Origin of the sequence: Streptomyces sp. NPDC001832, assembly GCF_040297265.1 — a bacterium.
GTDB lineage: Bacteria > Actinomycetota > Actinomycetes > Streptomycetales > Streptomycetaceae > Streptomyces.
Map to the genome: position 1 here is coordinate 77,938 of NZ_JBEOYU010000002.1, position 18,536 is coordinate 96,473.

General features: G+C 67.8%; 18 protein-coding genes, 1 tRNA gene and 1 pseudogene. 10 read left to right on the forward strand and 10 right to left on the reverse strand.

Translation table 11 applies throughout. The features are described from left to right. Positions 1–48: 48 nt before the first annotated feature. Both ABT115_RS02600 and ABT115_RS02605 read left to right on the forward strand, forming a co-directional pair. The gene (locus tag ABT115_RS02600) at positions 49–915 is read left to right on the forward strand and encodes a GNAT family N-acetyltransferase (protein ID WP_351783246.1); all 867 of its coding nucleotides are present in this window, start codon (positions 49–51) and stop codon (positions 913–915) included. A gap of 146 nt (positions 916–1,061) precedes the next feature. After that, a complete protein-coding gene (locus tag ABT115_RS02605; protein ID WP_351783248.1) occupies positions 1,062–1,793 on the forward strand; it encodes a hypothetical protein in 732 nt (243 codons plus the stop codon). Between the two features lie 717 nt (positions 1,794–2,510). On the opposite strand, the gene ABT115_RS02610 is transcribed toward ABT115_RS02605, so the two are convergent. Both ABT115_RS02610 and ABT115_RS02615 read right to left on the reverse strand, forming a co-directional pair. After that, positions 2,511–2,999: a hypothetical protein gene (locus tag ABT115_RS02610; protein WP_351783250.1), complete on the reverse strand. Its 489-nt coding sequence runs from the start codon at positions 2,997–2,999 to the stop codon at positions 2,511–2,513. A 145-nt stretch (positions 3,000–3,144) separates the two neighbouring features. Beyond that, a pseudogene (locus ABT115_RS02615) lies at positions 3,145–3,597 on the reverse strand (tyrosine-type recombinase/integrase); the annotation flags it as partial. 260 nt (positions 3,598–3,857) lie between these two features. On the opposite strand from ABT115_RS02615, the gene ABT115_RS02620 reads away from it, so the two are divergent. Further along, a complete protein-coding gene (locus ABT115_RS02620; RefSeq protein ID WP_351783252.1) occupies positions 3,858–4,664 on the forward strand; it encodes a hypothetical protein in 807 nt (268 codons plus the stop codon). Between the two features lie 989 nt (positions 4,665–5,653). Then, the gene (locus ABT115_RS02625) at positions 5,654–5,866 is read left to right on the forward strand and encodes a hypothetical protein (RefSeq protein ID WP_351783254.1); all 213 of its coding nucleotides are present in this window, start codon (positions 5,654–5,656) and stop codon (positions 5,864–5,866) included. A 164-nt stretch (positions 5,867–6,030) separates the two neighbouring features. Here ABT115_RS02625 and ABT115_RS02630 read toward each other — a convergent pair whose 3' ends face one another. The 5 genes from ABT115_RS02630 to ABT115_RS02650 all read right to left on the reverse strand — a co-directional run bounded on the left by ABT115_RS02630 (position 6,031) and on the right by ABT115_RS02650 (position 8,096). Next, on the reverse strand, positions 6,031–6,333 hold the full coding sequence (locus tag ABT115_RS02630; protein WP_351783256.1) for a hypothetical protein: 303 nt from the start codon (positions 6,331–6,333) through the stop codon (positions 6,031–6,033). After that, the gene (locus ABT115_RS02635; RefSeq protein WP_351783258.1) at positions 6,330–7,061 is read right to left on the reverse strand and encodes a GntR family transcriptional regulator; all 732 of its coding nucleotides are present in this window, start codon (positions 7,059–7,061) and stop codon (positions 6,330–6,332) included. Before ABT115_RS02635 ends, ABT115_RS02630 begins: the two co-directional genes overlap by 4 nt. A gap of 8 nt (positions 7,062–7,069) precedes the next feature. Next, complete coding sequence (locus ABT115_RS02640) at positions 7,070–7,294, reverse strand: hypothetical protein (protein ID WP_351783260.1); 225 nt, start codon at positions 7,292–7,294, stop codon at positions 7,070–7,072. A gap of 199 nt (positions 7,295–7,493) precedes the next feature. After that, positions 7,494–7,805, reverse strand: coding sequence for a hypothetical protein (locus ABT115_RS02645; protein ID WP_351783262.1), 312 nt, complete (start codon positions 7,803–7,805; stop codon positions 7,494–7,496). Positions 7,806–7,817: 12 nt separating this feature from the next. Continuing rightward, the gene (locus ABT115_RS02650; protein WP_351783264.1) at positions 7,818–8,096 is read right to left on the reverse strand and encodes a hypothetical protein; all 279 of its coding nucleotides are present in this window, start codon (positions 8,094–8,096) and stop codon (positions 7,818–7,820) included. A 78-nt stretch (positions 8,097–8,174) separates the two neighbouring features. Between ABT115_RS02650 and ABT115_RS02655 the strand changes: the two genes are divergently transcribed. Continuing rightward, positions 8,175–8,930, forward strand: coding sequence for a GntR family transcriptional regulator (locus ABT115_RS02655; RefSeq protein ID WP_351783266.1), 756 nt, complete (start codon positions 8,175–8,177; stop codon positions 8,928–8,930). 173 nt (positions 8,931–9,103) lie between these two features. Here ABT115_RS02655 and ABT115_RS02660 read toward each other — a convergent pair. Further along, positions 9,104–9,188: transfer RNA gene (locus ABT115_RS02660), tRNA-Ser, on the reverse strand. 48 nt (positions 9,189–9,236) lie between these two features. Further along, complete coding sequence (locus tag ABT115_RS02665) at positions 9,237–10,736, reverse strand: S1C family serine protease (RefSeq protein ID WP_351783268.1); 1,500 nt, start codon at positions 10,734–10,736, stop codon at positions 9,237–9,239. A 270-nt stretch (positions 10,737–11,006) separates the two neighbouring features. On the opposite strand from ABT115_RS02665, the gene ABT115_RS02670 reads away from it, so the two are divergent. The 3 genes from ABT115_RS02670 to ABT115_RS02680 all read left to right on the forward strand — a co-directional run bounded on the left by ABT115_RS02670 (position 11,007) and on the right by ABT115_RS02680 (position 13,642). Then, positions 11,007–11,816: a glycerophosphodiester phosphodiesterase gene (locus tag ABT115_RS02670; RefSeq protein ID WP_351783596.1), complete on the forward strand. Its 810-nt coding sequence runs from the start codon at positions 11,007–11,009 to the stop codon at positions 11,814–11,816. A 53-nt stretch (positions 11,817–11,869) separates the two neighbouring features. Beyond that, complete coding sequence (locus ABT115_RS02675; protein ID WP_351783270.1) at positions 11,870–12,475, forward strand: ATP-binding protein; 606 nt, start codon at positions 11,870–11,872, stop codon at positions 12,473–12,475. 201 nt (positions 12,476–12,676) lie between these two features. Further along, positions 12,677–13,642, forward strand: a complete 966-nt coding sequence (locus ABT115_RS02680) for a DUF5926 family protein (protein ID WP_351783272.1) — start codon at positions 12,677–12,679, stop codon at positions 13,640–13,642. 501 nt (positions 13,643–14,143) lie between these two features. Here ABT115_RS02680 and ABT115_RS02685 read toward each other — a convergent pair. Next, on the reverse strand, positions 14,144–14,905 hold the full coding sequence (locus ABT115_RS02685) for a bifunctional DNA primase/polymerase (RefSeq protein WP_351783274.1): 762 nt from the start codon (positions 14,903–14,905) through the stop codon (positions 14,144–14,146). Positions 14,906–15,568: 663 nt separating this feature from the next. Here ABT115_RS02685 and ABT115_RS02690 point away from each other — a divergent pair. Both ABT115_RS02690 and ABT115_RS02695 read left to right on the forward strand, forming a co-directional pair. Beyond that, positions 15,569–16,897 carry a PP2C family protein-serine/threonine phosphatase gene (locus ABT115_RS02690; RefSeq protein ID WP_502969013.1) on the forward strand — a complete coding sequence of 443 codons (1,329 nt, stop codon included), beginning with the start codon at positions 15,569–15,571 and terminating at the stop codon, positions 16,895–16,897. A gap of 133 nt (positions 16,898–17,030) precedes the next feature. Beyond that, the gene (locus ABT115_RS02695; protein WP_351783276.1) at positions 17,031–18,494 is read left to right on the forward strand and encodes an aminopeptidase P family protein; all 1,464 of its coding nucleotides are present in this window, start codon (positions 17,031–17,033) and stop codon (positions 18,492–18,494) included. Positions 18,495–18,536: the final 42 nt, after the last annotated feature.

Here is an 18,536-nt window from a genome sequence, read left to right on the forward strand (position 1 = left end):
CCGCGTCGGGGCCTGAACCCTGACCGGCTCACCGTTAGGGTGCCGCTCATGTTCTTCCGCTGGGACTGGCTCCGGCCCGTACTGACCGCGCCGATCGTGCCGACTATCGGTCCCGTCCACCCCGACGCCCTGACCGTCGGCATCTTCGAGGACATCGTGCGAGCGGCCGACACGGGTGACTTCCTTCCCTACGACAAGGACCGGCGCTGGGGCGGCAAGAAGGACGAGAAAGTCCTACGCAGCGACATGGTCCACCAACCCGAGCACACCCTCATCCCCACCCTGACCCGGCGCGGACGCGGCATCGTGAAGGTTTTCGCCTACAGGATCCGCGACAGCGTCGTGGATGAGGCCGCCGAGCTGGCAGCCAAGCTCGCCGCCGCGCACGACGTGAACAACGCCAGGGTCGTACGCCCCCTCGGCCCCGAGACCGCACGCCCGTGCGGCACCCGCATCCAGCTGAAGGACTTCACTGCCGCCCCCTTCCCCGCCCCGGACGGTCCGGTCCGCCCCCTCACCGACTGGCCGACCGCTGTGCAGGACACCTTCGCCCCGTTTGCCGAGGCCATGGCGGGCGATGGCCTGGCCTTCCTCCACACGCAGATGCAGGCTGGCCAGTGCGGCCCGGTCCTCGCCGCCGCCATCGAGGACCGCATCGTGGGCGCGATCGGCCCGATGGAGGTGCGCTCCGATGCCATTGGACGCCCCCAGCTCATGCCCCAGTACTTCGCCGTCCTGCCCGAGGCCCGAGGCCAGGGCCTCGGCCGCGTCCTGTGGCGGGCCGCGATGCACTGGGGTCAATCCCACGGCGCCGCCTATCAACTCCTCCAGACCGAAGTCGACGGCCCATCCGACCGGCTGTGCCAGGCCGAAGGACTCACCTCCCTCGGCTTCACCCACACCACACGGGCTTAGCCTCCGGTTCTAGGACACCGCGAGGTCACAACCTATCCAGTGCCTCTCGGGTGATCCGCCACATCACCACGCCTCGTCTACCATCGATGCCTGCGTTGTAGGCGGGCGTGATGTACGTCGTCGCGGCCTGAGAGATGATCTCCGGCATGACGAACGGGGCGGCGGGGGCAGGCTCGGGCAGCGACGAGGCCGACGCCTGGCGCGCACGATTGGGCTGGGCGTTCGGCCTCATAGGCGACGATCCCGCTGAGCGGGAGGCGGCACTCGCGCATCTGGATGGGGCCCGGAGGAATGCCTGGGCGGCTCTCGACCGGTGGAACGAGTTGTGGCATCTCACGAGGCCGCTGGGGCCGGAGAAGCAGTATCAGGAGCCGGCCTTCAGGCGGGCGCGCGAGGTGTACGCAGACATGTGTAGCCATTCCCTGCCCGAAGGACTGTGGGTGGGCGAGGGCGCCCGCGGGCCGGGTCTGCCCTATACGCTTCTCTTTCTGGAGTGGGAGGCGCGGTTCCCCCGCGAGTGGACAGAGCACGCCAAGGCGTGGGGCACGAAACAGTCGCTCATCCGCCGCATGGCCGTTGCCGACCATGATCAGCAGACGAGGGCGAAGCTCATCGACCTCGTCGAGATCGTCGTCCAGCGGGCCTACCGCTGCAAGGACCGCGAGTACGTTCGCGTCGCACGAGCAGTCGACGGTGAGGATCTCCGCCACAGGCTCGGCACGGCCACCGCCTCGGACAACCCATGGGCACGCCTTCACGCCGGCTACGTCCTCTGGCTTCTCGATCGCCCCGAGGTACCGAACACGCGCCACGTTTGGCGAACGTGGGTCGCGGAAGCGTCCGAAAGGCAGCCTGTCTCCTCCGGTCCCTGCGGGTAGTTCCGGGCTACCGCACGCACCCGTCCCCGTACGCCCGGCGCCTGCCCTGGGTGTCGGGGTCTTCACGCGCCAACCACCGCCCACGCTCTCGCCGTTCACTGATGCAGGCGCGGGTTGCCACGCGGCCGACCGGAGCGGCTTTGGCCGGTCTCCTGTTCGGGTTGGGGTCGGGCATGTTCAGGGGGCCGTACGCTGGCCCGGCAACTCGGGAAGATCCTATGAGCAGCGATGCTCGACTCGATGCGGGGCAACTTTATTCGGATGCCTGAGGACGTTCGACGCCGAGGCTGAAACAGGCCCCAACTAGGCCACCGCATCGTGCTGCTCGACGAGTACGACAGCGAGCACCCAGCCAGCGAAGTGGCGGTCAGCCCCGTCGGGCCGTGGTCCACGCCTGGTCCACACACCATGATCCAAAGCGGCACACAGGCTGTTCAGAGTGAGACAGCCCCGACGCCGAAGGGGCGCCCCTCGGTCGGGACACCCCTTCTGATCAGTACGTTCTCTGACCTGCTGCGGTGGGTGTGGGATTTGAACCCACGGTGACATCGCTGCCACGACGGTTTCAAGACCTTTCGGGGGTTCGGCGGGCAGGCCGCTCCGCCGCAGGTCAGACGGGCACGAGCACCCCGGCGGAGCCGTCGTCATCGTCGTCGTGCCCGCTACGTGCCCCAGGGGCGGGATCGTGCCCGCTGAGCCAGGCGCCCCGCAGAGCTATCAATTCACCAGCGAGGCCCGGATGCGCTCGATGGCCCGCAGAACCTCGACTCGGTTCTTGGCGCTCTTGATCCACGTCGGCAGTCTGGCAACGAGCGTCATCTTCCGCCCGTTCGAGTCCCAAGGAGGACGTTCGCGCAGCGACGCCTGAACGAACTGCCTTATCAGGTCCAGATGCTCGGGGTTGTAAGCCCACACCCAGCCGTGACGCGTCTCGGTCTGCAACCACAGCGGCAATCCGAAGTACGGATCTACGGCTACCCCCGTGCCCCGGAAGAGGCGCAGACCGTCAGATACATGACGGGTCAGGCCACAGGCCCGGCAGACAAGACGGCGTGGCGCGAACAGCGAGGGACTAACCTCTCCAGACGCAAGCGCGGCCGGGGCTACGTGCGCGATGCCGGTGCACTTCGGGCAGCGCACGAGCACGTGATCAACGAAGTCGTACTTCGTATGCCGAGAGTCCCGGAACCGCTGTGACGAGAGCATGACGGCAGTATGCGCCGCGACCTGGCCGTAGCGGTGGCAGGGGGAAACGCGCACGATGAAAGCCTCCGACCGATCTTGCTGGTCAGAGGCTTTCAATCACTGCGGAGGTAGGGGAGTTTCGGCCCGCGGTGACGCTTCGCAACGCTCAGGCTCGCACGAGCGCCCCGGCGGAGCCGTCGTCGTCATCGTCGGACCCGCTGAGCCAGGAGTCCGCCGCCTCAGCCACCTGGTCATCGCGACCGGCGACCGGCCGGGCGTAGTGCCGGGTAGTGACGCTCGCGTTCGAGTGGCCGAGCCGGTGCGCGGCGGTCATGACGCCGTACCGGTCCGCGACCCACGTGCCGTGCGACGCCCGAAGGTCGTGCGGGGTGACGTCGGTCAGCCCGGCCGCAGCCACGGCGGGGTCGAAGTACGCCTTGCGCCACTGGTTGTAGCGCAGGGGCTTGCCGCCGGGGGTCGTGAAGAGGAGCGCGTCCTCTCCGCCGGGCAGAGTCTCCAGATGCCGGCCGAGCCGCATGGCGAGGAACGAGCCCACGCGGAGCAGTCGCTTCTGATGCGACTTGGGAGTGTCGAAAACCAGGGCGCCGTTCGCGAGTGCCGGCCGGATCGTGGCGAGCGTCGTGGGCTCCCATCCCGACCGCCTTCGACCCAGGCAGAGCCGAGCAGTCGCGGCCCAGGGCGTCAAGGTCGTTCGTACAGTGGCGCGCTCCACCTTGACGCCCTGAACCACGCCCGCTCCACGGTGTGTGGGTCGAAGGCGGACGGGATGGGAGCTGAGGTGAGTGGTGGGAAGGGGTGGCTACCCCAACCATCCTCGTGAGCTGCCTAGTTGTCAGTGGTGCCTGCCAGAATTGAGGCATGACCTCAGACCACGCATCGTTCGAAGAGATCCTGGAGAATCCGAAGGACCACCCTCAGGAGGCGTTCCTACGAGCCCGCGCCGAGAAGGTGCTCGCCATCAGCGCCACTCTTTTGTTCGAGCGTGGCCACCATGACATCGCGGCGCTCCTAGCGCAGGTGGACGACTTCACTCTCGACTTTCAAGAGGAGGACTGGGGGAAGGCATGGTATGGGATGATCTTGGACTTTAAGGGTCCGCTGCTGGATCGCTTCACAGAAGAGGTGTCGGAGCGCACTCTTGCCGTTGCCCAAGAAGTTGCTGAGCGTGAGGCATACGGGATCAACAGCATCCGGGCCCGCTCCGTCCTCCCCGAAGTCAGCGCTAACTGGCGTCAACTCGCTTCAGCGGCAGGGGTCGCGCGGCCTTCGAACCATGCCCGCAAGGTCCGAGTCGGTCCGGCGCACCCCCAGGCTGATGGCCTCCACTTCACCAACGAGTGGGAGTGGCGGGTCTATGACACGCTGCGATCTCGGCAGCAGACGCTTCCCGACAACGACACGCTGGGCATCGTGCCGCTCGGAGCGATGAAGGTCCGGGACCACGTCTTCGAGCCTGATCTCTTGATCACCTATCGCGGCTACGCAGGAGTGATCGAGATCGACGGGCCTCACCACAAGGGGCGCAGCTCGGACGACAAGAGTCGCGAGCGGCTCCTACGGAACGCTGGTGTCAAGTACATCGATCGCATCGACGTCAGGGACACCAGCACGAAGGAGGAAGTAGACAAGTTCGTGACAGACTTCCTCCGCCACCTCAGTGGCTGAGGTCCGCGCCGGGGCGATGTCTGACATCAACCCTGACACCAACGGCGGCGATCTGAGCCGGTCTGCTGCGAACGCTGGACGGCAGTCCAACCGGTTGTCTAGGGGGACAGACGGACGTCAGCGCTGAGCAGTGACCGACCTGATAAGGAGGAGGCTCGAACCTGTCCCAGGCACGGCGCCACCCCCGATCGATGGGTGGCGCCCCGCGAGCTTGACTCGACCATTGAGACTCCGTCGACCTGACGTCGTTCTCCGACAGCACGAAGGCCCTGCACGCCTCAAAAGACGTCAGGGCCTTGATTCGTCAGCTCAGGCGAGGAGCAGCAGCCCAGCTGCAGATTCCTCGGCGACCGTCGCGGCCACTTGCAATACGGCCAAAACAGACTTCCGCGCGTTACTCATGGTTGTTCTCCCCTCGACTCGAAGCGGACCCTTGCGTTCCTGGCGTTGTAGTTCCTAGGACCAGAATCATGAACCGGGCAACTGCTGCGACCGAGACGAGCACGAGGAGGGCTGCAAGGGGAATCGAACCCCAAGCTCCCGCCCCTAGCCTCAACCGACGACGCGGACAGACTACAGCGCCACTCACGCGCTGGGGCCGTCTCGGGGCCGTCTGAGGGTGCCCAACGACGACCAACGCTGACAACCACCGACGACTAAGCCGCAGGTCGCAGCGTTGATCGATTACGCGGCCACAGGTCAGACACCCGCCCTGTCACTTCCAGCCAATCCGAGCCGTTTACCCGTTGTAGATCTGGGTGGTTCCATTGCGCGGTGATGGCGCAATCGGCCTCGCCAAGATGACCTCGGGATCAACTTGGCGACTACGCAGGGCGACAGCGTCAAGCGGCTTTACATCCGAGAGTGATTGCAGGGCCACAAGCCCTCGCCGCGTGCTGGCTAGCATTCCTCAGGTCACGAAGAGGCCCACCTGACCGCGCATGCTGGCAGGCCGAGCAGCAGGTGGGCAACGAACCCGGAGGTTCAACATGAGTTTGCCCCTTCCCGAGCGCTGCGTGTCAAACCCGCGTCAGCAACTTGTAGTGATCACGGTCATCGTCGTGATCGTGCTCGTTTCGCCGACGTCGGCCAAGGTTGTTGGTGCTTATGCGGACGCGGCGGCCCTTCTCGCGCTCTGTCTCGCAGCCAGCGGTACAGCAGTGAGGTACCGCAACTACAGCAGCCGGTATGGCCGTCGCTGACCGATCCGGCTAGAGCTACGGATCGGAAGGTGCCTATGCCCCACCCAGTGCCCCATCGTCCAGGGGTCAGCGGTAACTGGCAGGCACCTGCAACACAACGGCCCCTGACCGTTTCACCTGGTCAGGGGCCGCACACCTACGCGGTGGGCTTCTACTCGTCTCCTTCAGGAACGGTGAGGTTCACTCACGCTCAAGAGGTGACCGCGGCTGGTCGCTACACGGAGCACGTCTCGCAAAGCCCCGGACAGTTCCTTCACCAGCAGCCGCAAATCCTCCAGGCCCGCTTCTTCGTCGCCAAGAGCTTCCGAGGCCTGTTCCAGCAGTTCGGCCGCCATCCCGAGTTGCACCGCCTCGATGTTGTCCGCCAGGCGGGACATGTGTCCGTCTCTGTCATCGGTGCTGAGGTAGCAGGGCTTGTCTTCCGGCCCCGACCACGGGAGAAGCCGCAGTTCGTTTCGGATTGTCATCCTTGCGTTCGCCTCTCGTTGATCACGTGGTGAGTAGTGAAGACCGCATCGACGCGGTCCCCCGGAAACACCAGATGCGCGGCCTCGATGACGCGGCCGGCGCTGTCGGCGGCGACGCGAGTGATGGCGAGAACGGCCACTGCGGGGCTGGTCCGAAGCGTCGACGCTTCGTCCGGTGTCGGGAGGCGGGCGCACACCGTCTCCCGAACCTCGGCTGGCGGAGGGTTCAGTACGGCAAAGCCCATAACCATCCGCTCACATGAGGACCGGTCGCCGCATGCTGCGGCTGGCGCCAGGTCGCCCGGGACGTAGATGCGGGCCAGGCTGTGCGGCGACTCCCCTTCGTGGCTGAGGCAGAAGTACTCGGTCAACGGGCTACCGCTCGGCACTCCCAGCAGGGTTGTCAGGTGCCCGTGCGCCCGGCTTGTAGTCCTGCGGACAGTGACGCGCAAAGCGGCGCCCGCAGCAGTCGGCAGCCCCAGCGTGTCCCGTCCGCCGACATACGTGATCTTGTGCAGGGGGCGACGAACGAAGTTCCCCTTGCCGTGGATCTTCTCAACGAGCCCTTCCCGCTCAAGCACTGCGAGAGCCCCCCGCAGCGTCGGCGTGCTGACCATGTACTGACGTGCCAAGTCGGCCTCGGACGGGAGGCGTTCGCCGGCCTCGATGCGACCGGTCGTGATCCGGTGCCGGAGGTCACCGGCAATGTCGTAACGGCGAGAAGACATGGACTCAGTCACCGCCTTCTCAGCATTCGCACGGCAGTGAGCCGAGTTCGCCCATGAATGGTCAACTGCTCGCCCGTCTCGAACAGCAGCTGCTTGGCACCGTGCGGCAGTTGGCACAGGTCACTCACACGGCACGCCCGGCCGCCGACTTGGATGACGTCGCCGCGCTGCACGGTGGTCGAGGTGATCTCGACGGTGGATGGCAGCGCAGCGCTGGGCGCCCGTCCCCTCATCGCTGCACCTCCCCGGGCGCGGGCTGGGTCGACGTCGAGTGACAGGGGCAGTCGCACACCTCGTAGACCACCCGGACGCCGGCCGGCACCGAGGGCGGGAAGAATTCCGTGCAGGCGTGGTGCGTACCGATCCGACATGCGATCGATCGGTAGGAGGTTGCCGCAGCGGGCGTGTATCCGGGCTGTTGGCGAGGAGGCATCAACGGGCCCCCGCAAGAGCCGACCAGGCCTCAGTCGGCAGATGGGGAGCCAGGACCGTCGAGCGTTGCCGTACGTGCTTCTCCCAGGCCAACACGTACGGACGGACGAGCGCGATGTCCTCACCCGCGAGCGAGTACGCGTGGTCTACGCAGTCCTTGACCCGTCCCCGGCCGGCCGTCGACCTGTCGATGGGCGCAGGGGGCACGAAGGCAGCCATCGGCCGGGAGAGCGTTAAGGGGCGGCGGTGCCTGCCCTTGTGGAAGTACCGCTCTCTGGCGAGCGAGACGGCACGGCGGATACGGTTGAACACGCTACTCAGCTCCTATCGCTGATGGCTCGGTCCCCCGACATCGCCCGTCGAGGGGACCGCTTTGTGTACGACCGCCCATAGGGTGCGGCCGTTCAGGCTGGTGGCCAGGAGCCCGAACCGATCGGCTTCGGCCACCGCTTCCAGAACCTCCCGCCATGACTCGGCTGGGAGCGATTCCGGTACCTCCGTTTCGACCGACGTGTATCCGGCGTGCTCCTCCAGGCGCGCGGGGAGCCCGACGGACGACAGCCGGGCGGCGATGGCCGCCGCGCTTACTCCTGAAGCGGGCACAGGGCAGCCTCCGTCACCGGCGATCACTTTCAGTGAAGCTAGTTAACTAGGTTAGAGCTAGTGGACTAGATTTTCCATATGCCTGAGCAGCCGCCCTATCTCCGCATCGCCGACGAACTCCGGCAGCGGATCGCGGAACACGTATGGGAACCGGGCGATCGCCTCCCCTCCCGCGCCCAGATCGGCCAGGAGTACGGCGTGGGCGAGAACGTGGTCCGCCGGGCACAGGAGCTGCTGATCTCTCAGGGCGTATTGGAGGGTCGCGCCGGTTCCGGCACGTACGTCGCGGAGCCACGGCAGCGGGTGCGGGTCGTCCGTTCAACGGCACGCGAGCAGCCCGACGGCTCTCCGTTCCGCGTGGACATGAAGGCCATGGGCAAGCAGGGCGACTGGGAGAGTTCGACCGACGCCAAGGTCCCCGCCCCTGCGGAGATCGCGGCCCGCCTGGGTATCACCGAGGGCGATCTGTGCGTCCGCACGACGTACGAGTTCCTGGCCGACGGCAGGCCGGTGCAGTTGTCGACGAGTTGGGAGCCGTACGACCTCACCGCCGGCACTCTCGTCGTTCTCCCCGAGGGAGGGCCGCATGCCGGGGCAGGTGTCGTGAACCGGATGGCTGCGATCGGCATCACCGTCAGCCACGCCGTGGAGCAGCCGGAGCCGCGGCAGGCGACCGCCGAGGAGGCATCGCTTCTGGGCATCCAGAAGGCCGCCTTCGTCACCCACATCCGGCGGACGTACTACAGCGATCAGGGGCAGCCCGTGGAGACGGCCGACATCGTGGTGCCCGTCGCTCACTGCGAGATCGTCTATGAGATCCCGATCAACCGGTAACCGCGGTATCTCCGCCCTGTGGATCTCCTCGAACCGGGGTCAGTTCGTGCCCCTCGCGTGCCCCTTCCGTGCCCGATCGGGCGGGAAACCAGGGGGAGACACGGTGACTGACGGACACCGGGCAGCACAACGGCCCCCGACCGTCTTGCCTGGTCAGGGGCCGTTCAGCTGTGCGGTGGGTGTGGGATTTGAACCCACGGTGACTCGCGCCACGACGGTTTTCAAGACCGTTCCCTTAGGCCGCTCGGGCAACCCACCCCGCGCCTTCGGCCCATGGACCGAAGGCGCGGGGGACAGCCTAGCCGGTCAACTGTCGCCCTTGCGCTCCCCCAGCGTGACTTCGGTCGTTGCCGTCTTGCCATCGCGCTTGTAGGTCACTGTCACTTGGTCGCCGGGCTCGTGGGTCCAGATCTCGCTGATCAGGGTCGGGCCGCTGTCGATCACGGTGTCGCCGAACTTTGTGATGACATCGCCCGGCTTGAGGCCGGCCTTGTCCGCGGGGCCGCCCTTCGCCACGGCTTCCGTACCGCCCGCGCCCTGGTTGGCAATGGCAGCGCCACCGGCCCTCTCGTCCATGGTGACCGTGGCGCCGATCACCGGGTAGACCGGCTGGCCGGTCTTGATCAGCTGCTGCGCGACGTTCGTCGCCTGGTTGATCGGGATTGCGAAGCCGAGGCCGATGGAGCCCGCCTGTGTCTGACCGACACCGCTGCCGGTCGACTGGATGGCGGAGTTGATGCCGATGACCGCGCCGCGCGCATCAAGCAGCGGGCCACCGGAGTTCCCCGGGTTGATCGAGGCATCGGTCTGCAGGGCGCTCATGTACGAGTTGCTGCCACCGGAACCGTCGCCGGAGGCGACCGGGCGGTTCTTGGCGCTGACGATGCCCGTGGTCACCGTGTTGGACAGACCGAACGGGGCGCCGATCGCGATCGTCGAATCACCGACCGCGACCTTATCCGAGTTGCCGAGGGGCAGTGGGGCGAGCCCCGACGGCGGGTTCTTCAGTTTCAGCACGGCGACGTCGTAACCCTCCGCCCGGCCGACCACCTCGGCGTCGTACTTCTTGCCGTTGGAGAACGTGGTCGTGAGCTGGCCGCTGTTCGCAGCGGAGGCCACCACGTGGTTGTTCGTGAGGATGTGGCCTTCCTTGTCGTACACGAAGCCGGTGCCCGTGCCGCCTTCACCGTCACCGCCCTGCGCATCGATGGTGACCACGCTCGGCAGCGCCTTGGAGGCCACACCGGCGACCGTGTCGGGATCGCGCTTGAGGTCCTGCGGGTTGTCCGACGCCGCGACCGTGGTCGAGCCGTTCCGGTCGGCTGCCCAGTAGCCGAGGGCGCCGCCGATACCGCCCGCGACCAGCGCCGCCGCTACCACCGCGGCCACCAGGGCGCCCATGCCCCGCTTGCGCGGGCCTTCGGGGGAGTGGAGCTGGGCCGCGGCGCCCCAGACCGGACCGGCACCGCCGCCGTCCGCGCCGTGGTGCGCGTACACGGGGACGGCGGGAGGGGGCGGGGGCCAGTTGGCTTCGGCTGCCGACTGGCGGCCGGGGGGAGGCGTACCCGGCACGGAAGCCATGGGGGCGGTCGCGGTGGCCGGTTCCTGCGTCGGGGAGAACGGCTGCTGCGTCTGGGGCGACTGCTGCACGGCTGCGGCGTCCGGCGTCTTCCGGTACGCCGAGGCGTCGGGTGTGGACGCGGGCGTGCTCTCAGGCGCCCCCTGTGGAGCATCGGCCGGCACTGGAGGTGCGGACGGAACGGCCTCGGCCGCAGTGCCCTCGTTGCCCTCGTTCTCTGTGCTCACAGCTTTTTACTCCTCGGTTCCACATTATTTTCGGCAAGAGATCCGCTGTGTACGTGTGTCCCTGGACAGCTTTTCCCAAGGCACGTCAGGCCACTGTAAACAGGACCTGTGCATCCGACGCCAATCTTTACACCCGGCAAAACGGTCCCCTCTTTGCACCCTGCAAAACGGTCTCCCGGTGCGAGGTGCGGACACCCGTGGCCCCAGCTGTACGCACCGGTCGCCTCTCGGTGACACCATGACGCAGTGACCCACGCACGGCAGCAATCCATGCACCATTCCATCCAGGTCATTGCCCACCGAGGTGCGTCCGGTGACGCCCCCGAACACACCCTGGCCGCATACCGGAAGGCGATCGAGGACGGCGCCGACGCGCTGGAGTGCGATGTACGGCTCACCGCCGACGGCCATCTCGTCTGCGTACACGACCGCCGGGTGAATCGCACCTCCAACGGCCGCGGAGCCGTCTCCACGCTGGAGCTCTCCGAGCTCGCCACCCTCGACTTCGGCTCCTGGAAGGACCGCGAGGAGTCGGAGTCCCCGGACTGGGATCCGGTGCCGGGGGAACTCACCTCCGTGCTCACTCTGGAGCGACTGCTCGAACTGGTCGCCGAGACCCGGGCAGCCGGGCGCCCACTCCAGCTTGCCATCGAGACCAAGCACCCCACACGCTGGGCGGGCCAGGTCGAGGAGCGGCTGCTGTATCTGCTGAAGCGCTTCGAGCTCGACGTCGCGCCGGCCGCCGGACCTTCACCGGTACGGATCATGAGCTTCTCGGCGCGCTCCCTGTACCGCATCCAGGCCGCGTCCCCCACGCTGCCCACCGTCTATCTGATGCAGTTCGTCTCACCCCGCCTGCGTGACGGGCGACTGCCGGCCGGGGCGCGGATCGCCGGTCCAGGGATGCGGATCGTACGCAGTCACCCCGGCTACATCGAGCGGCTGCACCGTGCGGGCCATCGCGCGCATGTCTGGACGGTCAACGAACCCGAGGACGTCGAGCTCTGTATCGATCTCGGCGTCGAGGCAATCATCACAGACCGCCCTAAACAGGTTCTGTCACAACTGGGACGCTTTTAACATCAGTTACACGGAGTGCACCGGCGCATTCGCACCGTATTCGATCGTTACGAGTGCGTCATTGGCAGGCGATTGGCCGGTTTCCGGTCCAGTGCAGGAGGGCATCCACTCCGTGGCGTGGGGCAAAGGAGGTCTCGGGGGTGGCGTTGGTGGTGGCACAGGAAGTGCCCACGTCGTCGAGCATGGCCGTACCCCATGGCCCTGCGGGCGTGGGTCAGGCGCGGCACCGGATGCGCGAGCAATTGCGCAGCTACGGGGTGCCGGATTCGGTCGTCGACGATGCTGTATTGATCCTTTCCGAACTACTCAGCAATGCCTGTCGGCACGGTAGGCCGCTGGGGCGGCACACAGATGTGGGTGACGGCGACATCCGCGCCGCATGGCGCGTGGACGGAGCAGGCGGCCTGACCGTCGAAGTGACGGACGGAGGCGGTCCGACCCGACCGATTCCGGCCACACCGTCAGTGACGGCGCGCGGCGGCCGCGGGCTCAACATCATCAGCGCGCTCGCCGAGGAGTGGGGCGTACGCGACAGCTCGTCCGGCGAGGTCACCGTCTGGGTCCTCGTCAGCGAGGGGCACGGGCGGGTGTCCGGAGTACCGGGTGTGTCCGGGCTCGACGGGCTGGGCTTCGCCGACACCTTCGACGACGTGGGCTGACGTTCCCGCACGGGTACGGATGCCTGCGAAGGCGGCGGCGGTACGAGCGCCCGCACCGGCACACGTATCGATGGACAGGCATACGCACGGCGCTCCGCACTCCCGTACCGCTGGGCGTGCAGGCAGATGCGTCCCTGACGCGACAGTGGCCGCTAGGCTCACGGCCCAGACCGCACTGTCGCAATCGGGAGAAAGCCCACCATGGCCAAGAAGCGCCCTCAGACCAAGGCCGGGAAACAGCAGCTCAAGGACAGCGAGATCCCGGTGGTCGGGGCTCGCGAGCCCTGCCCGTGCGGTTCTGGCCGCCGCTACAAGGCGTGTCACGGCCGCGCCGCTGCCCAGGCGGTGACCGAGCTCGTCCACCGCCCCTTCGAGGGCCTGGTCGGCGAGTGCGACTGGGTCGCTCTGCGCGAGCTGGTGCCCGCGGCCACGGTCGAGCTGACACTGAAGGACGGGCTGTCCGAGGGCGTGCCCTCCGTGACGCTCGCGACCGTCCTGCCGATGGCATGGCCGGCTCTCCGCCGCGACGACGGCTCGGTGCTGCTCGCCCTGCAGAACGACACCCCTTCCGGTGACCTGAGCCGTGACCTTGCGGACACGCTGCAGCGAGCGCTGGACGCCAAGCCCGGTTCGCCCGTGGCCGCCCGGCGTGCACCGGCCGACGGTCCGCGCCTGCAGGACGTGCTCGACCCCGATGCGGCGTTCGAGCCCGTTGTCCACTCCGGCTTCGAGTTCTGGGTTGTGGACGCGGAGAACAACACGCCCGAGGTGTCCGCGTCCCTGGAGCGCGCGAACGAGGCGGCGATCCCGACGACGCGGCTCTCCGGCGTGGACGCCGCGTACTGGTGCGAGACCCCGGAGAAGAACCACCTGCGCTGGGTCATGCCGCACCCCGAGGAGCAGCTTCTCGACGCGCTCGCCCGGCTGCACGCCGCCGGCACCTCCTCGCTGGGCGAGGGAACGCGGCTGGTCGGCTCCTTCCGGGCGCACGGGCTGATGGTCCCGGTCTGGGATCTGCCGAGCGCGATGGGGGCCGCGGAGTGCGAGAAGCCCGCGGCCGAGTTCGCGGAGCGGCTGATGGCGGCGCTCGCCTCGGACGCGCCGCTCACCGCCGAGGAGCGGCGGGCCCGTGGCGGGCTCACTAATCGCCAAGTGACGCTCAGCTGACAGTGACGAACCCACGGGTCGTTCAGTGATGCGTGTCACAACTCACCATACTCGCAGGTAAATCACTGTCCTAGTACGCGAGATCGAATTTGCGAACGGCAGATCTCTTGTTACCGTTCTAGAAGCCCGGTCGCTGGTGCATCCCCCGTCGCCAGCGACCGGGCATTCTCATGTCCGGGTACGGTGCACAGCGCGCGATGCGGCGCACGAGCCCGCGCACGATCCCCTCGCTGGTGCAGCCCGGCCCTTACGGCCTGGTGCGCGATAGAGAGTGGATCAGGCCGTTACCCCAGCGTCGGGCCCTGCCAGCTCAGCACTGCGCACCGCCGTCAACCCGGCGCGGCAGAGCGGGGATTGACGACAGGTCGCCATCGGCAGCGAAGCCTTCCGCGACACCGATCACGCGGAGAATCGCACGGCCCCACCTGCCGACATCCCTCGTTTTCTGTCGGCTCCGCCCGAATCCCGATGGTCCGCCGGATATATCGGCCCGGCCACTCGTCAGTAGGCGAGCCGACTACCGCCGTCCGGTGCGCTGTTGCTCGCCTCGACCAGTGCGTCGAGCACCGCCCCCACATCCGGCAGCCACGGTGCGGCGGATCCGGGGACGGGCTCTCCCCTGCCCGAGCGCAGCCGGGAACTCGGGGAAGGAGCCCGTTCCCAGCGCACCTGCCCCGTCCCCGCCTCGGACGGCGGAAGGACGAGATAGCCGCCCTCGCCATGGAAACGCAGCGAGCTGGGCACCCAGTCCTTGGCGTGCAGCAGCTCGCCGAGCTGTTCGAGCGTGTAGGGGGCGACCAGCAGCGACCACCGGGTCGGCGTCGCCACCACGGGGCCGAGCCGCGTGCCCATCCGGTCCAGCTCGGCCAGCGCCCGGGCGGCGGCCACAGCCGGCAGGCTCAGCGCACATGGGGCGCGGCCGCCGGTGGCCAGCACGATCGGGGCGGTGGGCCGGTTGGCCCACCACCAGCGCACCATGCGCTCGTCGGTGGTCGCCGCGAGGAGACCGGGATCGAAGGGGTGTGCGCCGGGTACGGCGCACTCGGGATCGGGACAGGCACAACCACGGCCACGGTCACCGCGAGCACCGGCCGCCTCAGAAGCTGTTGTCCAACCCCCACTGGGCTTGGACAACAGCTTCTCAAGCCCCACTCCGGGGAGCACGGGCCACTGCCATGCGGTGACACAGGTCAGGACCGCGTCCAGTTGAGCGGGCCTTGCCCTGCGCCGGAGCCTGCGTCGCCTTCCGAGGATCTCGCGCATGAGCGCTCGTTCCTTTCCGTTGAACGCCGAGGGTCCACATCACACCACGCGCATCACAACACGCGTTCATCTCTTCACTGTGCGTACATGCTCTTCAAATCTGCGGTACGGGTGGGTCGTCGGTACCGAGCATGCGCTGAGCCGGGTCGAGCAGGGGCGAGACGTGTCCAGGACACAAGCATGGCGAGGAGCAGCGCACGTATCGCGCCTGCCGTCCCAAGGTGCAAACCCCGCCACTCGGGGGTGGGGCGTGGCCGTCACAGATGAGGACGTCCGGGCCCACTGCCAGGTTCCGGGGCGATCAGAACTGCCCCTGGTTCATCACCGATTACGTACCCAGCGTGCCCGAAATGACGCTCTCTCTGGGACTTCACCCCGAGAACACCCCCTGTCGAGCACGCCCAGTCGACCGCAAATAGCCGCCATAGGGTGCATTTTTTGGCCAACTTATGAGTCACTTGGACACCACGAATCCCGCAGGGACAATGCTGGACATGGCCTTACTTGTGCGTGTACATGTGGACGCTACGTGTGCACGTGGATGCACTGATAGCGGCGCAGAATGACATGGGGGTTTGCGATGCCATTCGACAAAACGCACCGGCGGGAAAGCCGACTGCCATGAGCGCCCCGCACCTGCCGAGAGTGGCTGGAATCGATCCCATGGTTCCTGTTTCAGCGCACAATGCCGGTTCTCTGTCAGAAGTACCGACCGCCCCCGGAGCGTTCATCCAGGGCCAGCCGGCCGACTGGGTCTCCGACCTCACCACGCTGCACGAGCTCACCGAGCGACTGGCCAGAACCAGCACACTCGACGATGCGCTGCGCGAACTGCTGGACGCGGGAGCCGCCCTGGTCGGTGCCCGCCGCGGTCTGGTCGTCTTCGAACCGTCCGACCACCGCGGCCCCGTAAGCACCATCGGCCTCGGACTCACCCATGCCGAGCTCGGACACATCGAGACGGTGCCGCGCAGCGCAACCTCCTACGGCCGGATCCTGGAAGGACTCCCGTATACCGAAGGAGCGCAGACCACCCCCGATCTGCTCGGCGACACCAGCCTGGACCCCCGCTGCCGCGAGGTCGCCGCCCTGCTCGGATACGCCGCCAGCTACGCCCTGCCGCTCACCGCCGAGGCGACCGGCAGGCTCGGTGCCGCCGTCTGGCTGTACGACGAACCTGCCGAACCACTGGAACGCCAGCGCCATCTCGTCAGCCGCTACGCCGGATTCGCCGGTGAGCATCTGGCCAGGCTGCTGGAGCTGGAGCGGGCCAGGGCCGATGTCGCCACCGTCACGGAGGAGCTGCTGCCCAGCCGACTGCCCCGGGTCACCGGCGTACAACTGGCCGCACGCCATCGCGCGGCACCGCAGGGCGGCGGCGACTGGTACGACGCGCTGGTCCTGCCAGAAGGTGCGCTCGGTCTCGCCGTGGGCTCGGTGAACGGCTCCGGCCCGAGCGCCCTGGCCGCCATGGGCAGGCTGCGTGCCGGTCTGCGGGCGTACGCGGTGATGGAGGGCGAGGATCCGGTCGCCGTGCTCTCGGATCTGGAACTGCTGCTGCGGCTGACCGAACCCGCCCGTTCCGCGACCGCCCTGTTCGCCTACTGCGAACCCGCCCGCCGCAGGATCCTTCTGGCCGGCGCCGGCCACACCCCGCCGCTCGTGATCGGCGACTGGCGCACCGAGTTCATCGAGACCTCGGTCTCCGCACCGCTGGGCATGCTCGCCTGCTGGGAGGCGCCCAGCGTGGAGATCACCCCCGCGCCCGGCGAGACCGTACTCCTCTACACCGACGGGCTGCTGCGACGCACCGGCGACTCGATGGACCAGGCGTTCGCACGGCTCCACTCGGCGGCGGCGTGTGTCCCGAAGGCGCTGCGTGAAGACGCCGGGTCCGTCGCCGACCATGTGCTGCGGACCGTGCTGCCGGACGGGCCCGACCCGGGCAACAGCACGGAGGACGCCGTCATTCTGGCCGCGCGCTTCGTCTGAGCCGACCGGCCCGCCCCGGCTGAGCTGTGCAGCCCGCCCCGGCCAAGCTGTAACAGGTCTTCCGGCCCTGTGCCCTTTTCCGTGCGCCCGTACGATGGACGGGGTCCAGTGTCGTATCGAGGAGAAACAGATCGTGGCTGAGGAGCTCACCCCGGAGAACCCGGAGACCGAAGAAGAAGAGACGATCAAGCAGCGGAAGAACGGCCTGTACCCGGGCGTCTCCGATGAACTCGCCGCGAACATGAAGTCCGGTTGGGCCGATACCGAGCTGCACGGCCTCGAGCCCATCCCTCAGGCCGAGCACACCGCCGCCCGCCGCGCCGCGCTCTCCGCGCGTTTCCCCGGTGAGCGTCTGGTCATCCCCGCGGGCAATCTGAAGACCCGCTCCAATGACACCGAGTACGCCTTCCGCGCCTCCACCGAGTACGCGTACCTCACCGGCAACCAGACCCAGGACGGCGTCCTCGTACTGGAGCCGACCCAGGACGGGCACGAGGCGACCATCCACCTGCTGCCGCGGTCCGACCGCGAGAACGGCGAGTTCTGGCTCGACGGCCAGGGCGAGCTGTGGGTAGGCCGCCGCCACTCCCTCGCCGAGGCCGAACAGCTGCTGGGCATCCCGGCGAAGGACGTGCGCGAGCTCCCTGCCGCGCTGGCCGAGGCCACCGGCCCGGTCCGTAACGTCCGCGGCCACGACGCCGGTATCGAGGCCGCGCTGACCGACAAGGTCACCGCGGAGCGCGACGAGGAACTGCGCGTCTTCCTCTCCGAAGCCCGACTGGTCAAGGACGCCTTCGAGATCGCCGAACTGCAGAAGGCCTGCGACGCCACTGCACGCGGCTTCGAGGACGTCGTCAAGGTCCTCGACAAGGCCGAGGCGACGAGCGAGCGCTACATCGAGGGCACCTTCTTCCTGCGCGCCCGCGTCGAGGGCAACGACATCGGCTACGGCTCGATCTGCGCGGCCGGCCCGCACGCCACCACCCTGCACTGGGTGCGCAACGACGGCGCGGTGCGCTCCGGCGAGCTGCTGCTGCTCGACGCCGGTGTGGAGACAAATGACCTCTACACCGCCGACGTGACGCGCACCCTTCCGATCAACGGCACGTTCACGCCGCTGCAGCGGAAGATCTACGACGCCGTGTACGAGGCCCAGGAAGCGGGCATCGCGGCAGTCAAGCCCGGTGCCGACTACCGCGACTTCCACGACGCCGCACAGCGCGTGCTCGCCGAGAAGCTCGTCGAGTGGGGCCTGCTGGGCGACCTGTCCGTGGACAAGGTCCTGGAGCTGGGCCTCCAGCGCCGCTGGACGCTGCACGGCACCGGCCACATGCTCGGCATGGACGTCCACGACTGCGCCGCCGCGCGCACCGAGACGTACGTCAACGGAACGCTTGAGCCCGGCGTATGCCTCACGGTCGAGCCCGGTCTGTACTTCCAGACCGACGACCTGACCGTCCCTGAGGAGTACCGGGGCATCGGCGTCCGGATCGAGGACGACATCCTCGTCACCGAGGACGGCAACCGGAATCTCTCCGACAAGCTGCCGCGCCGGGCCGACGAGGTCGAGGCGTGGATGGCTCGGCTCAAGGGCTGAGCCGATACCTCCGGAAGGTCCGGCAATGGACCTTCACGCGTC